This window comes from Ligilactobacillus equi DSM 15833 = JCM 10991 (assembly GCF_000615765.1).
Classification (GTDB): domain Bacteria; phylum Bacillota; class Bacilli; order Lactobacillales; family Lactobacillaceae; genus Ligilactobacillus; species Ligilactobacillus equi.
Map to the genome: position 1 here is coordinate 1 of NZ_BAMI01000012.1, position 12663 is coordinate 12663.

The following is a 12663-nucleotide window of genomic DNA, read 5'->3' on the forward strand; positions in this document are numbered from 1 at the left end:
CCCTACGTATGTAGGGGTGGATCTATTGACTTCGTTATAATTCTATTTTTCCTATAGTATTCCCTACGTATGTAGGGGTGATCCCATGCTACAAGCTTTATGAGTAACCAACAAGGCGGTATTCCCTACGTATGTAGGGGTGTTCCTTGATAAGACAACAAAAGTGACTGGCAAAGGACGTATTCCCTACGTATGTAGGGGTGGACCTGTCTTCTGCGAGATGAACATGGTCTTTGTGTGGTATTCCTTATGTATGTAGGGGTGGATCTAGACCTAAACGATTAATCGCTTGGGTATTGCGTATTCCCTATGTGCATAGGGGTGGTTCTGGTGAAGAACAGCATAAAGCAATTAAAAAGGTGTTCCCTATATGTGTAGGTGTGGGCCTGTCAGCTCAAAACTCTAGCAATCATAAAAAAAGTATTCCCTATACGTATAGGGGCGCCCTATTGGGTCAAAAACACGACTGCTTATGTCGAGTAATTGCTATGATGTAGCGCATCAATCAGAAAGGATTTTTTTAAAATGGTAAATACTGAATATTACACACGAAATAATCAAACAACAATGACGGATAAAGACTGGAAAAAATTAATAAATTTAGTAACTGGGATGGAACAAGATTTATCAAGAGTAGGTGTGTCTGTACCTAGTTCTTCTAAGGTTCATAATATCAAGAAATCTAATAAGACACGTGATTTTCTCTTAAAAAAGCAATTAATTAGTATTGATTGGAATGGCGGCTATGTTATCTCACATAAGGCAACACCAGCACAAAAAACATTAATTCTTAGGGCAATTAATAATATGTTTGCCCTGCAATAATCTACAATACCTATTGACTATGCTTATACGCTTAGTTTGCAACAAATACTAACGAGAAGGAGGAGGCTTTAGATGACAGATAAAGTTATGGGAAAAATTGCTAAGATTACTTTTTCAAAGGGCGATTTCCGTATTTATAAGCTTAGATATCGTTCTCAAATCTATGATTCTTTAAATGATAAGTGGAAACAAGAAGACTGGATTAGCGTAATGGGAGATTTTCCTGAATTAGATGAATATGTTAATACTTCTAAAGAACTGATTTTCGATGGTTATCTTGAATACTCTGAACAATATAACAATTATACCCTTAAAAAAGCCACATATTCGTCTGTGGACGGTGATACACCTGCTGATGTAAGTAAGCTAATGAAACAAACTCAAGTGGCTCAAATGGCTCAAAAAGCGCCAAATAATGGGAATGATAACCCCAAAAGAAAGTATGACAAATATACGCTTGATAGATTAGTAAACTTTTTTTCCAGTGATACTTTTGAAGGTATCGGTGAAAAGGCGGCTAAAACATTAGTGTCTGAACTTGGTGGAGATGCTTTACAGAAAATCACTAAGGATTTAACGGTGATTGATAAGACGAGCCTAAACAAGAAACAAAAGGCTAGTTTGAAGGATGCCTTTGAAGAAGATGTTTTACCTAACAGTGCGCTTGCAACGCTCTCGAGTTGGGGGATGACCTCTAACATGATTACTAAAATTAAAGAGTTTTATCGGTACGATAAATTGAAAAGTAGCAAAAAGAAAGTTGCGAGTTTTACTTATAAGAATGTCTACAAGTTTACAGAAGTTCCGGGAATCTCTTTTCTTAAAATAGATAAAGTAGCTCAAGCTGCGGGATATGCTTTTGATGATCGTCGGCGTATCGCTGAATGCCTAGTTTATTCTGTTACTCAAAGTCTTCAACGTACTGGTGATACCTATGTCCAAACACGTGATTTGCTAGAAAGTGTACCGAAGGACTTACGTTCTAATTGGCAATCTGAAATACCAGAACGCTATTTAGCACATAATACTAATAACGTGGCAACAAAAGACGGGGAAGATAGCTTAGATGCTAAAATTAAGGAAGTTATGCAGTATCTAAAACGTGAGAAGAAACTTGCCTTTATCAATGACAATTCATCGAACGATAAAATTACCACTTACCAAATGTTCAAAAACGAGAACTACATTGTTAAGGCAATTTTTGCCCTGTTAGAACAAGAAGATGACTCACTAACAGAATCTGTTGATGATTTCTTAGAAGAACTTAAGTTTGCGATATATGCTGAACAAAATGACATTGATATAGACTCGCTAACTCAAGAGGAATCAGTAAATCAAAATGAAATAGATAAAGATGCAAAAGATGATACAGAGGCAGATAAAGTTGATGAAGAAACAAAGTCTGTCACTAGAATGGATGTTTACGCAAGGGCTAACGAAGCTATTTCAGATGAACAAGCCTTTAATAAGTTAATTGATATTGTCGAAGATGACTTAAATTTACAATATGCTGAAGAACAAAGACAAGCAATTGTAGGGGCTTTGACACATAGATTCTTTATTATTACTGGTGGTCCGGGGACTGGGAAAACATCTGTCCTAAATGGAATTATGAAAGCTTATTCGTACATCTTCCCTGAAGTCGATGATTCAAATGACTATGTAGATGAAATCAATGATATGCGAAAACAATGGGACGATTACTTGAAGAGTTTAGAAGATGATGATCCAGACCCAGACAATGTAGAAGGCATTGTACCGCCTCCTGTAACTCTGGTTGCTCCAACAGGTAGAGCAGCACAAAGGATGAAAGAATCCACACAGTTAGAAGCCGCTACAATCCACAGAAGATTGAAGTTAAGAGTAGGCTCAAAGTCGCCAGATATTTCTTTTTCAGGTCGCCTAGTAGTTATTGATGAAACTTCAATGGTTGATACATCATTAATGAGTGTAGTCTTATCTGCATTAAAAGATGATATGCGTATCTTATTAATTGGGGATAGCGATCAATTACCTTCTGTGGGCCCAGGGCAAGTGCTATCGGATATATTACGTTCAGACATTGTTCCTTATGTACGCTTAACTAAGATTTTCCGACAAGGTGAAGGCTCTCGGATTGTTAACTTAGCCAAGAGTGTCAATTCTGGTTCATTGCCAAGTGATTTTAGTCAAGTGTCTGAAACAATGAGATACATCCCCGTAGATGATAGTAGTTCGATATATGATAGCAGTGTTAATCCTGTAGTCGAAAGTGATAGCTTTAATACAGACGATAGCAATCTCTTCAATGATAATGTCGATGATGAAATGGTCGCTAATGTTATGATTAATTATGAAGAAGTGCCTGCAGATCAAACAATGTTCTCTAATGCTAATGATTATTTTGGCCCAGACGAGAGAAGCGGCTATGATTTAATTCCTAATGATTTTCTGCCTATAATGCCTAATAACGCTGTGGAACAAATGCAGCCAATGAATGTGAATGTTGAGCCAGTTAATGCCGATGAATTTGCTATGAATTCTATTGTACAAGTTGTTAATGAGATGCGTGCACAAGGCTATACCGAAGACGACATTCAGATCTTATCACCAATGCACAAGTATAAAAACGGTACTGATAATCTTAATGAAGTTATGCGGAAAATCTTTAACCCTAAATCTAGTGATGATAAAGTAGTTGAATTTGCGAAAGATAAGACTTTCCATGTTGGTGATAAAGTCATGAATAGAGTTAATTATCCTGATTTAGGTATCTACAACGGTGATATAGGAAAAATTACATCAATTTTACCAGATGAGACAGTTCTTGTTGAATTCAAATACGGTAATGGTGAAATAATTGAAAAAGATTATCCATATTCTGATTTAGCCGCATTAACGCTTGCTTATGCAACAACGATTCATAAATCACAGGGTTCAGAATATCCAATTGTTATCATCCCGATGATTCATCAATTCCAATTTATGTTTGCTCGTAATTTGCTATATACTGCTATTACAAGAGCTAAGCAAAAAATCATATTAGTTGGCCAATATTCTGCTTTTCAGCAATGTTCTAAAAGACTAGGGACAAATCGTAAAACGATGCTTGTTGATAAGATTAGAGCTATGGCAAAAGGTCCAGATTATTTCAACGAGGGCTTTGGGTTAGATTTATGGTCGGCTTATGGCTATCAAGAGTGAAAGAGAAGTTAGGATACCACTACTGGAGGGAAAATAAAAAATGCAAAATACCAAAGATTTTATTAATAATGTTGTTACAACCGATATTAAGCCTAACCAAAAACATTGGATAGTAGATAAACAACGCTTTAATTTCGTGGTTGACAACATGTCAGAAGAAGAGTGGCAAGCAGAACACTTAACAGTGTATACTCTTCAAAAAGTAAAGAAAGAAATTGATTTACATGGCTATGATTTGAAACTTAGTGTAGAAGAAATGGCAAATTCGCTTGTGGTAGATATTTGTTTTAGACCAAAAGAAGAGGAATTAACTTTGCCACAATTAGTTGGTAAGCTTAAGGTTTGGGCGGAAGAACGTGGCTTATTGACAGCTAATCCTGAAGTTCAATTTACCAAGATTTATGAAGAACTTGGTGAAACAGCTACCGCTATGAATAAGAATTGGCACGATGAATTAATTGATTCAATTGGTGATCTACAAGTTACAATTATTATCTTTGCACACCAAATGAATATTGATTTACTACGTGAAATTGATAATGCTAAATTGGTAAAAGACAAGCCTTCCAATAGTAAGCACGAAGCATTTACTAAAATTGGCATTGAATTAGGAAAAGTAGCTGAATATGCATTTGACGGACTATATAAGCCAGTCGAATATCATTTAGCCAAAGCCTTTTTAAAAGTTCAACATTTCTCGTTGCGGTGCAACTTGGACGCTACTGACTGCTTAAATAAAGCTTATAATACGATTGCTAATCGTGGTGGCAAGACAATCAATGGTACATTCGTCAAAGAAGAAGACTTGAGATAGTAGGTTAGGTGGTAATTTTGGAAGAATCTGGTAAGAAAAATTTACAAAGTAGAGCGCTAATTATTTGGTTTACAGCATTAGAACTTGCTATCGGTGCACTTGCTGTATATCTTTTGCACAGAGATGTTTTCTCAGCCGATGGATGGTTAAGTATAATTGGCGGTTTATTCTATTTAGCTTTTTCGCTCGGTTGTTATCATGGCAAACTTGAAGAAAAACACGAAAATATTAAGATATCTCTCGAAATAATCCTTTTTTGCGTTGTCGTTTTGGGAATTGTGTTGATAATGGCATTATTCCATATGGGCATATTGCATTCTCAATTCTTAACAGGTGACACAGTAGTTGGCGTCCCATGGTAGAAAAGTAGAAAAACAATCAGTGCAATTAGTGATTGCAGTACAAGCATATAGGAGAAATTTAATGGATTTAATAAGGATGAATTTTATTCTGAGAAAGAAAGTAACAAAATTGAGATGTTAGCTTCTTTGGCTAGTGGCTTTGAAAAAGGTGAGGTGTTTAGTAGTGCAGAAACACTACTAAACGCATTACAACTGGTATTTATCAATGCAGAGGTAGAACCAAGAGATGTAATGGACGTCCTGATTAGATTTTTCAAAGTCTACCAAAATAGTTATCAGAATTATTCTTTGAATTCTGATGGTGAATCAGAAGAATATTAGTAGAGAAAATAACAGAGAAAGTTGGTGGTAGTGATGAACAAAAATACCTTGTATTCATTTTTTTCAGTATTAATTTGGTTGAGTGTTTTAGCAATATGTGGGCTCTTAATCCTAGTACCAAAGTTATTGCTGCTATTGATTCCTGAAAGTATTTTCTATGCTTTTGCCATCCATGGCGCAATTAGTGAAGAAGAACTCCTTGGGGACAATTATGTGCATGAGAAAGCTAATTATCGCTAAAGTATGCGCAGTAGAGTAATGCTATGGATCAAAAACAAGTTGAGGTGATTTGCGTGGTTGAGTGGAAAAAAATCAAACTAAAAGAAATATCTAAGGATGGACGTTATATTTGGGATGGTGAGGTACCACAGGATAAGGAAGAAGTTCTTGTTACTAATGGCGATATTGTTGACACCGATGTCTGGATTGACGATAACGACTATTCAGGACTAGAATATTACAGTGATTGGAATCAAGCCAATTGGGATCAGTTACCTCTATCACCAAAATCAGATACTAGTTCAGATGCTAGTGGGTGGATTAACTTCCAAACACGTCCAACGACGCAAGAAGAAAAAGGCTCTGGTTTAGATTATCCATCTATATACGTTTGCAATCTTCCTGATGTTGGGGATGATATTTTGATAAGCGACGGTTACGTAGTCAAAAAAGACCTTTGGGCAGATTTTGAAGATGGAACTGTTGGCTTATACTATGCAAATGTAGATTATCAAGAATTATGGTGGATGCCAATGCCAAAAGCGCCAAAGAAAGAAGGATGAAACATGCAATGGATTAAGGTCGAAGCTCAACCTAAAGAACAGGTAAGCTCACATAATACAGTATTTGATTATCTCAGTGAGATGCCCGAAGATGACCAAGAAATTTTGATGTCTGATGGTCACGAAATTTGGATAGAATGTTATAGTTTTTATGATGATGAAACGTCATTTGACGATTATCTTAGCGAAGGCAAAAAAATTTGGTGGATGCCTTTGCCAGAATTACCGATAAAATGGGTGTAGAACTAAAAGTGGTGAGGATGTACGATTAATGAAGTATGGATATGTAATAAGTGGTGATGCAACGCTAGTAGAACAACAGAAAAGTGTAATGAGAAGTTATGGCATCAATGGGGATGCTTTAATTTTTGGAGCAGTGGGCCAAGTTTTAGATAAGCTTGAACCTAATGATGTCATTTATTTCTCGTCTCTCACAGATATTTCTAGCAAGATTCGTGAGATTAATGAGATTGTAGAGCAACTGTGGGAAAAAGAAATTGACATTCAGATAATTTCTCCAGAGATTAGGCTATCAAGGATTTCTGAAGCCGGTAGTCTCCTGAAAGAATTAATGATAATTTCTCGTTCAGAAACAAGAGAGCGACTTACGCTGCTCGCCAGAACAAGAAATTAACTGATCCCAACTTCCATACAGGTCCATCCCCAAAAAGAGACGTGGGCCAAGTTGTTCAGTATCGCAAAAGTCATACCACTATCGATACTGCTCGGCATTTTGAAATATCCATTTCAACTGTCAAGCGGTACTTACGTAATGCAAAAAACAACTAATAAACATTTATTGAATTGAGCGTAACTTTCTCTTTTTTTAATAAGGGTTACGCTTATTTTTTTGCTCTGAAAATGCATTAAATTGGGATTCTAAGCTATTTATTTCGTATATTAAACGATAATTAATTTAATATTTTAGTGATTGTTATTGATAAAATACTTTGTTTTTTAAACGAATGTGTTATACTAGAAATGGATAAGCATTACTAACTTTCTAGAAAGAAAACGAATGCTATTGTTTAGTAAAATCGCAAAAGAGAAAGTAGAGGACATTTTTATGAACGAATTAGAATCTATTGGATCAGAACGTGTCCAAGTGATTAATCACAAGATGGATAAATTGATTGAAAAAGACCTTAGAAAAACTATTTTAGAAGTTTATTTGGCTTTCGAAATTTCGGAAGTCTACAGCGAATCAGCTTACCAGCTAATTATTTATGGTAAGCGTAATGCTAATAACGAGAACACGTATAGATTTTTAATTGACAACTTAAATATTATGGATCTGTACACTTACGATTATTCAGAAAGAGATTTAGACGCCTTAAAAGACGATTTAGCCCAAACAGGTAAACGTAATGGTGTCTTACTTGATGTACGACGTATCGCTCAATTGTTAGACTTGAGTCAATCGAATATTAGTCGTGCTGTTAAAATGCTAACTAAGACAACTTGTAGCATGTGCGAAGTTGCAGATTTAAACTTAGTGTCAAAAGACGGACTTATTAATACTGTTACAAATACACCATATTTCTACCGTAAGATTACTAATAAGGTGATGCGAGCTTTAGCACATAATGGTAGAACTATTCTTACTCAAGAAGAATTAGCGGAAAGAACTGGTTTGGATTTAGAAAAAATCAAGCATCCCGAGTTATTTTGTCGTAATAAAGATGAATACTTTGATGCGTTGGCTAAAATTCAACAGGCAGTTGTTCCATACGATTTAGACTGGTTTGGAAAAAGAGGAACTCAAAGAAAGGGGTAGTTGACGGATGACCGATTCGCTCTATTCAACTGAAAAAGAAACTGAAATGTTTAAAAAACAAGTTAAAGAATTGAAAGAAATGAGTCCATTAGTTAATAATGCCTTTATTGCTAAAAAAATTGGTGTATCATTAGGCACTATAACTCGTATTATGAATGACGTGCTATTAATTGCTCCAAAATATAGAGAACGGTGGGAATTTGCTTATCCCATTGTTTACCGTGAGGTTTCTGAAGTAAAAGACTTATCTTTGGAAAAAGTCAAAGCTGTATTATTAGAAAAGTTTGAAGAAGATAAAGATGGTTTTTCTAGAACAGTTGGAAGGCAAAAGCGTAGTATTAAGCAATATATCAAAAAATTTGCAACACATAAAGCTTTGCTTGTGTGGTATTATCGTGTCTTCAATCTACCCGATACAGATACTTATACTTTATATCAACGCGAAAAAGAAAACCAAGGAAAAAATGTACTAAAAGATCTTTCTGAAATTGGTTTTAACAAACGTACAATTAAGTTGTGTGCAGGCAAGGTTCCAACAAAGCAGGAACAAAACGCTGTTGATCTGTATGAGTGTTATCAACTTGCTCAAAAGTGCTTGAATAAGTTTGGTTCATTAAAGGAAGTGTGTCAAAACGTTAAAATTACACCTGCTAAAGTAAGTCACGTTAAAGATAAGTATGATTACGACAATGACGAGATGTTATTAGCGTTACTCTTGTTCGACAAATGGCGTTATGCTTATAAAGCAAAAGCATCAAACTTAGCAAGCTAAATATTGCTAACACATCAGGAAACGAGGTGCACTTAGATGAGTTATTCTACTAAAACCACTTATGTACAAGGCAATTTTTCAGTTGTCCCTAAACAAGAAAAAGAGATGGCACTTTTTAACTTATATTATAAAGATACATTAATTGGTATCTTTGACAACGATGGTTATGTTCAAAAACTCAATACGACAGACTTTGATTTTTCAGCTGAGCAGACAGGAAAAATCTTAGAATTTGCAACAGAAGCCATTGACGACTATAATTCCAATTCGGAGCTAACGTATGACGGTTTTAAACGTTTAGCGGAAGAGTTAGGCTTTGAGTGTTATGGTGATGAGCGTATCTGTAGTTTAGCTAATGTTAATGGAAAAATATGCATTATTAGCAAAATTACACCTTATGCATTTAGTACTATGCGCTTAGGATTTGAGTTGCTAACAAATGAGCAAAAAGAAAAAGTTATGGATTTAGCCCGAAAACTGGCACAAACTCCTTTAGAAAGAAGGTATGTTTTTGGAAAAGCTCAAGAAAATTAAAGAGTTACTAAATGAAAAGCAGTTAATCGGATTGTTTTTGACTGGTTCAACGCTTTACAACGCAAAGTTAGATGATAACCAAGAAACTGACTACATTGCAGTAGTTGCAGATGTACCGCAAGACTTCTTAACTGGGAAATTCGTTTCTGAACAGTTGATTGAAGGGGATGTAGACATTAAGATTTACTCTTTCAGGCAATTCGTACAATTAGTTCTCAAAGGTAATCCTAATATTTTAGAGTTGTTTGTTGATAAATCGTGCTTGTTGTATGCAACAGATCAGTTCAAAGGCTTTTATGATGAACTAATTGAGTTCGTCTTTGAAATGGCAAGAGGAAAGTTGTTAAAAGCTCTTTTAGGTATGACTTTTAGCAATTTAAAACGAATTAAAAATAGCCAAGATAAAACTGGTAAAGCTGTATTTAGTGTGTTGAAAAATATTCAGTACATTAATCAAATTACAACTAACGGGAAAATCATTAGCGTTGATTTCTCAAATATCAAAAATGTTAAGCAAAAAGAAAAATGGACTGTTAAAGAAATTGATGACTTAGAAAAGCAGATTGAACAAGCTAAGCAGTCATGTAATTCAGCTATGGAAAAATTAGAATATAACTCTGATTTGGTAGATAAGTTCAATATCATGAGCTTTAAGTTTCTGCAAACAGAAGTAGTACCTACTTTTTATGTGCAAATGAGAAGGCAATGTTGCAGCATTTTTATCTAAAGAAGACGCTTTAAAGTCTAGCGAAGAAACTAAGAAATTACTTAAAAGTAAGGACGATATTTCTGAATATCAAGTCAACGTTTACGAGTTTGATTCGTGATGTTCTGATGTATTGGTGAGATGATGATTATCGGGATGCTTCCGGTGTTACCTACTATGTGCAGGCGTGACTTGTCTGTGTAGGTGTTGCTCTAGTGAAAACAACAGTGATACTTTTTCCTTTCTGTTTCCCTATGTATGTAGGGGGGTCTTTGCAAAGTATTTAATACTTTTGGAGATGATGTGAAAGAAAAGATTAAAGACTTGCCAAAATTAACAATCGTTAAAATCAGATCATACAATTACTGCTCAAAAGTTGCAAAAAATGGAACTTTAGCACAACTAACCAAATTGCAAAATGCTGCTAAATATTAGGCAGATTTTGCACTACAATAAATACCCCCTTAACCTAATAATGGTGTACACATTACAGGTAAGGGGGTATTTTTTCGCAATTTTACGGCTTAGTTTTATTATACACGTTTCTCATATTTTAGTCAAAGACAGATGGCAGAGTATTCCTCGTTTATTTTTCACCTAAAACAATAAGTATATCGCTTATATCACTTGCTTTTTTATCAATAAATTCGACAGAAACAATCGTATAAAAAACGACAACTTTCCTTGGATTTTTCTGCTAATTTTTCTTGAAAAATATACAAAAAGGAGTTATCATAATTACATAATTAATAAACGACGTAAACATCGTAAAAAATACGAAAATGAGGTGATGCATAGTGGACAAAACCTTTCAAAAGAAGTCTTTTAATCTAGTTACTGATAACTGGATAAATGTGTTAAATGGGGATTTCGAAATCGAAACAATTAGCTTAAAAGATTTTTTTACACACGCTAAGGATTATATTTCACTAGCAGGAGAATCAGAAGCACAAAATCTTTCAGTTTTACGTTTTCTGTTAGCTATCATGCACAAGACTTATTCTATCGAAAATGAAGTAAGCCCTACTGATAACAAAGAACAAATTGAAAAAGCGGCTCTTAATAAATGGAAACAAATTTACAAGAACTATCGTGCTGATGAAGTGGTAGCTTATTTAGAAGAAAACCAAGCTAGTTTTGACTTGTTTGGAGATAAGCCTTTCTACCAAGTAACTAGAACTCAATACAATGAGTTAGTTCCAGATAACAAGCAAATCAATGCTAAGAAATTAAAAGATCTTAATAACAGAGCAAATGATAGTGTGGCTGTAACTGGGACAATTACGGTTAAGCAATTTAAACGTACTATTTCTGAAAGTAGTAATACTCCTAATTTATTTGCTTTAGAAAGTGAACGCTACAAGAATAAAATTACATTTGATGAATTAGCTCGCTGGTTAATTAGTTTCCAAGGTTATACAGCCACGTCTGACAAAACAGCCATTAAGAACAAAGAAAAATTTAGTAAGTCTCCGGGTTGGCTGTTTAAAATTAATCCTGTTTTTGCAGTAGGGGATGATATGTTTGACACACTCATGCTTAATTTAAAACTTGATAGCCCTAATAAGCAAAAACCCGTTTGGGAATATGATAACCCACTAGCTTATATTGATAAGCTTAGAACGCTAGATAAGCCTAATAATATCACTGAATTATATACAAATTTATCTCGTGCGGTATGTATTGAATGGGATGATTTTGGACGTCCTGCAATCTTCTCAGCAGGGTTACCACAATTTGATTCAGCTGATTATTACAACGTAGAGCCTATGACAAGCTGGCGTGTTCTTAAAAAAGATATTGTCTTACCAAATACCAAAAAGCCTGATGAATTTACCACAGCCTTATGGCGAAGTATTGGAGAATTCATTCCATTACCACACGTTGAAATTCAAGACGGCACCAAAGACAATTCTAAAAAGAGAAAGTCTCCTAAAACTAAAAAACCATTACGAGAAACACCTAACGTTGGACTCATGGAGTGGTTAACTTTACTTCGAAATAACAGCATTACAGAGTCAATCTTGACAAATAAAACATTGACTTTGAAGAATGTATTGCTACTTAAAAGCCAACAAGCAGACGGCTTGCCAGTAGATGATTTCAATGATTCTTTTGATTTCAATGCAGACCTACTTGTCCCAACTGATTCTGACTCTAGTGATTTAGCACATGGTGATGTGAAGTTCTTAATTGCTGATGCTTTAGAACGAATCCGTTTAGTTCACAATGCTTTAGCGCTAGCAGCTAAAGATATTGCTGAACTACGCTATGGGGAAAAAGGGCAAAACAACTCGAAGTTTGTTAATGAGCAAGTTAAGAGTCTTTATAACAAGTTAGATGATAGCTTTAATGAATGGTTTAGTTCCATTGACCCAACAGGTGATTTAGTAGAAAAATCTGACGAGTTAAATGAAGTCCTACGTAAAATTACATACAACTTTAAGTCTAAGTTGTATGTAAGTGCTTCTAGCAAAGAAATCAATGGTACTACGGTTGAAACTAAAGCTGGAAAGACCGTCAACAAAAACATTTATACTGTTCTTAATTCATTTGATTTTAAAATTAGAAATATTTTGAGGTGATT

The 12663-nt window shown here is 34.9% G+C and carries 14 protein-coding genes; all 14 read left to right on the forward strand.

What is annotated here, in order from left to right:
* Positions 1-525 precede the first annotated feature (525 nt).
* Positions 526-825, forward strand: a complete 300-nt coding sequence (locus JCM10991_RS04155) for a hypothetical protein (RefSeq protein ID WP_025020645.1) — start codon at positions 526-528, stop codon at positions 823-825.
* A gap of 72 nt (positions 826-897) precedes the next feature.
* Complete coding sequence (locus JCM10991_RS14350) at positions 898-4008, forward strand: AAA family ATPase (RefSeq protein ID WP_025020646.1); 3111 nt, start codon at positions 898-900, stop codon at positions 4006-4008.
* Between the two features lie 40 nt (positions 4009-4048).
* Positions 4049-4822 (forward strand): MazG-like family protein, encoded by a 774-nt coding sequence (locus tag JCM10991_RS14355; RefSeq protein ID WP_025020647.1) that lies wholly within the window; start codon positions 4049-4051, stop codon positions 4820-4822.
* 17 nt (positions 4823-4839) lie between these two features.
* A complete protein-coding gene (locus JCM10991_RS04170) occupies positions 4840-5184 on the forward strand; it encodes a hypothetical protein (protein WP_025020648.1) in 345 nt (114 codons plus the stop codon).
* 114 nt (positions 5185-5298) lie between these two features.
* Positions 5299-5505: a hypothetical protein gene (locus JCM10991_RS15365; RefSeq protein WP_025020649.1), complete on the forward strand. Its 207-nt coding sequence runs from the start codon at positions 5299-5301 to the stop codon at positions 5503-5505.
* Between the two features lie 48 nt (positions 5506-5553).
* Positions 5554-5745 carry a hypothetical protein gene (locus tag JCM10991_RS15100; protein WP_162149488.1) on the forward strand — a complete coding sequence of 64 codons (192 nt, stop codon included), beginning with the start codon at positions 5554-5556 and terminating at the stop codon, positions 5743-5745.
* Positions 5746-5768: 23 nt separating this feature from the next.
* Entirely contained in the window at positions 5769-6287 is a 519-nt protein-coding gene (locus tag JCM10991_RS04180; protein ID WP_155889567.1) for a hypothetical protein, read from the forward strand.
* 3 nt (positions 6288-6290) lie between these two features.
* Positions 6291-6530 (forward strand): DUF551 domain-containing protein, encoded by a 240-nt coding sequence (locus JCM10991_RS04185; RefSeq protein WP_025020651.1) that lies wholly within the window; start codon positions 6291-6293, stop codon positions 6528-6530.
* Between the two features lie 28 nt (positions 6531-6558).
* Entirely contained in the window at positions 6559-6921 is a 363-nt protein-coding gene (locus JCM10991_RS04190) for a hypothetical protein (protein ID WP_025020652.1), read from the forward strand.
* A 432-nt stretch (positions 6922-7353) separates the two neighbouring features.
* Entirely contained in the window at positions 7354-8064 is a 711-nt protein-coding gene (locus JCM10991_RS04195) for a hypothetical protein (protein WP_025020653.1), read from the forward strand.
* Positions 8065-8071: 7 nt separating this feature from the next.
* Positions 8072-8836, forward strand: a complete 765-nt coding sequence (locus JCM10991_RS04200) for a hypothetical protein (RefSeq protein ID WP_025020654.1) — start codon at positions 8072-8074, stop codon at positions 8834-8836.
* Between the two features lie 36 nt (positions 8837-8872).
* Positions 8873-9370: a hypothetical protein gene (locus JCM10991_RS04205; protein ID WP_025020655.1), complete on the forward strand. Its 498-nt coding sequence runs from the start codon at positions 8873-8875 to the stop codon at positions 9368-9370.
* Entirely contained in the window at positions 9348-10097 is a 750-nt protein-coding gene (locus JCM10991_RS04210; protein ID WP_025020656.1) for a DNA polymerase beta superfamily protein, read from the forward strand. Before JCM10991_RS04205 ends, JCM10991_RS04210 begins: the two co-directional genes overlap by 23 nt.
* Positions 10098-10873: 776 nt before the next feature.
* A complete protein-coding gene (locus JCM10991_RS14360) occupies positions 10874-12661 on the forward strand; it encodes a type I-E CRISPR-associated protein Cse1/CasA (RefSeq protein ID WP_025020657.1) in 1788 nt (595 codons plus the stop codon).
* The last annotated feature ends 2 nt before the right edge of the window (positions 12662-12663 follow it).

What these genes read in the sequence shown, in the direction of transcription:
- JCM10991_RS04185 (WP_025020651.1), top strand. Translation starts at nt 6,291, where the DNA reads ATGCAATGGATTAAGGTCGAAGCTCAACCTAAAGAACAGGTAAGCTCA.
- JCM10991_RS15365 (WP_025020649.1), top strand. Translation starts at nt 5,299, where the DNA reads ATGTTAGCTTCTTTGGCTAGTGGCTTTGAAAAAGGTGAGGTGTTTAGT.
- JCM10991_RS04205 (WP_025020655.1), top strand. Translation starts at nt 8,873, where the DNA reads ATGAGTTATTCTACTAAAACCACTTATGTACAAGGCAATTTTTCAGTT.
- JCM10991_RS14355 (WP_025020647.1), top strand. Translation starts at nt 4,049, where the DNA reads ATGCAAAATACCAAAGATTTTATTAATAATGTTGTTACAACCGATATT.
- JCM10991_RS04200 (WP_025020654.1), top strand. Translation starts at nt 8,072, where the DNA reads ATGACCGATTCGCTCTATTCAACTGAAAAAGAAACTGAAATGTTTAAA.
- JCM10991_RS04190 (WP_025020652.1), top strand. Translation starts at nt 6,559, where the DNA reads ATGAAGTATGGATATGTAATAAGTGGTGATGCAACGCTAGTAGAACAA.
- JCM10991_RS04180 (WP_155889567.1), top strand. Translation starts at nt 5,769, where the DNA reads ATGGATCAAAAACAAGTTGAGGTGATTTGCGTGGTTGAGTGGAAAAAA.
- JCM10991_RS04195 (WP_025020653.1), top strand. Translation starts at nt 7,354, where the DNA reads ATGAACGAATTAGAATCTATTGGATCAGAACGTGTCCAAGTGATTAAT.
- JCM10991_RS04155 (WP_025020645.1), top strand. Translation starts at nt 526, where the DNA reads ATGGTAAATACTGAATATTACACACGAAATAATCAAACAACAATGACG.
- JCM10991_RS14350 (WP_025020646.1), top strand. Translation starts at nt 898, where the DNA reads ATGACAGATAAAGTTATGGGAAAAATTGCTAAGATTACTTTTTCAAAG.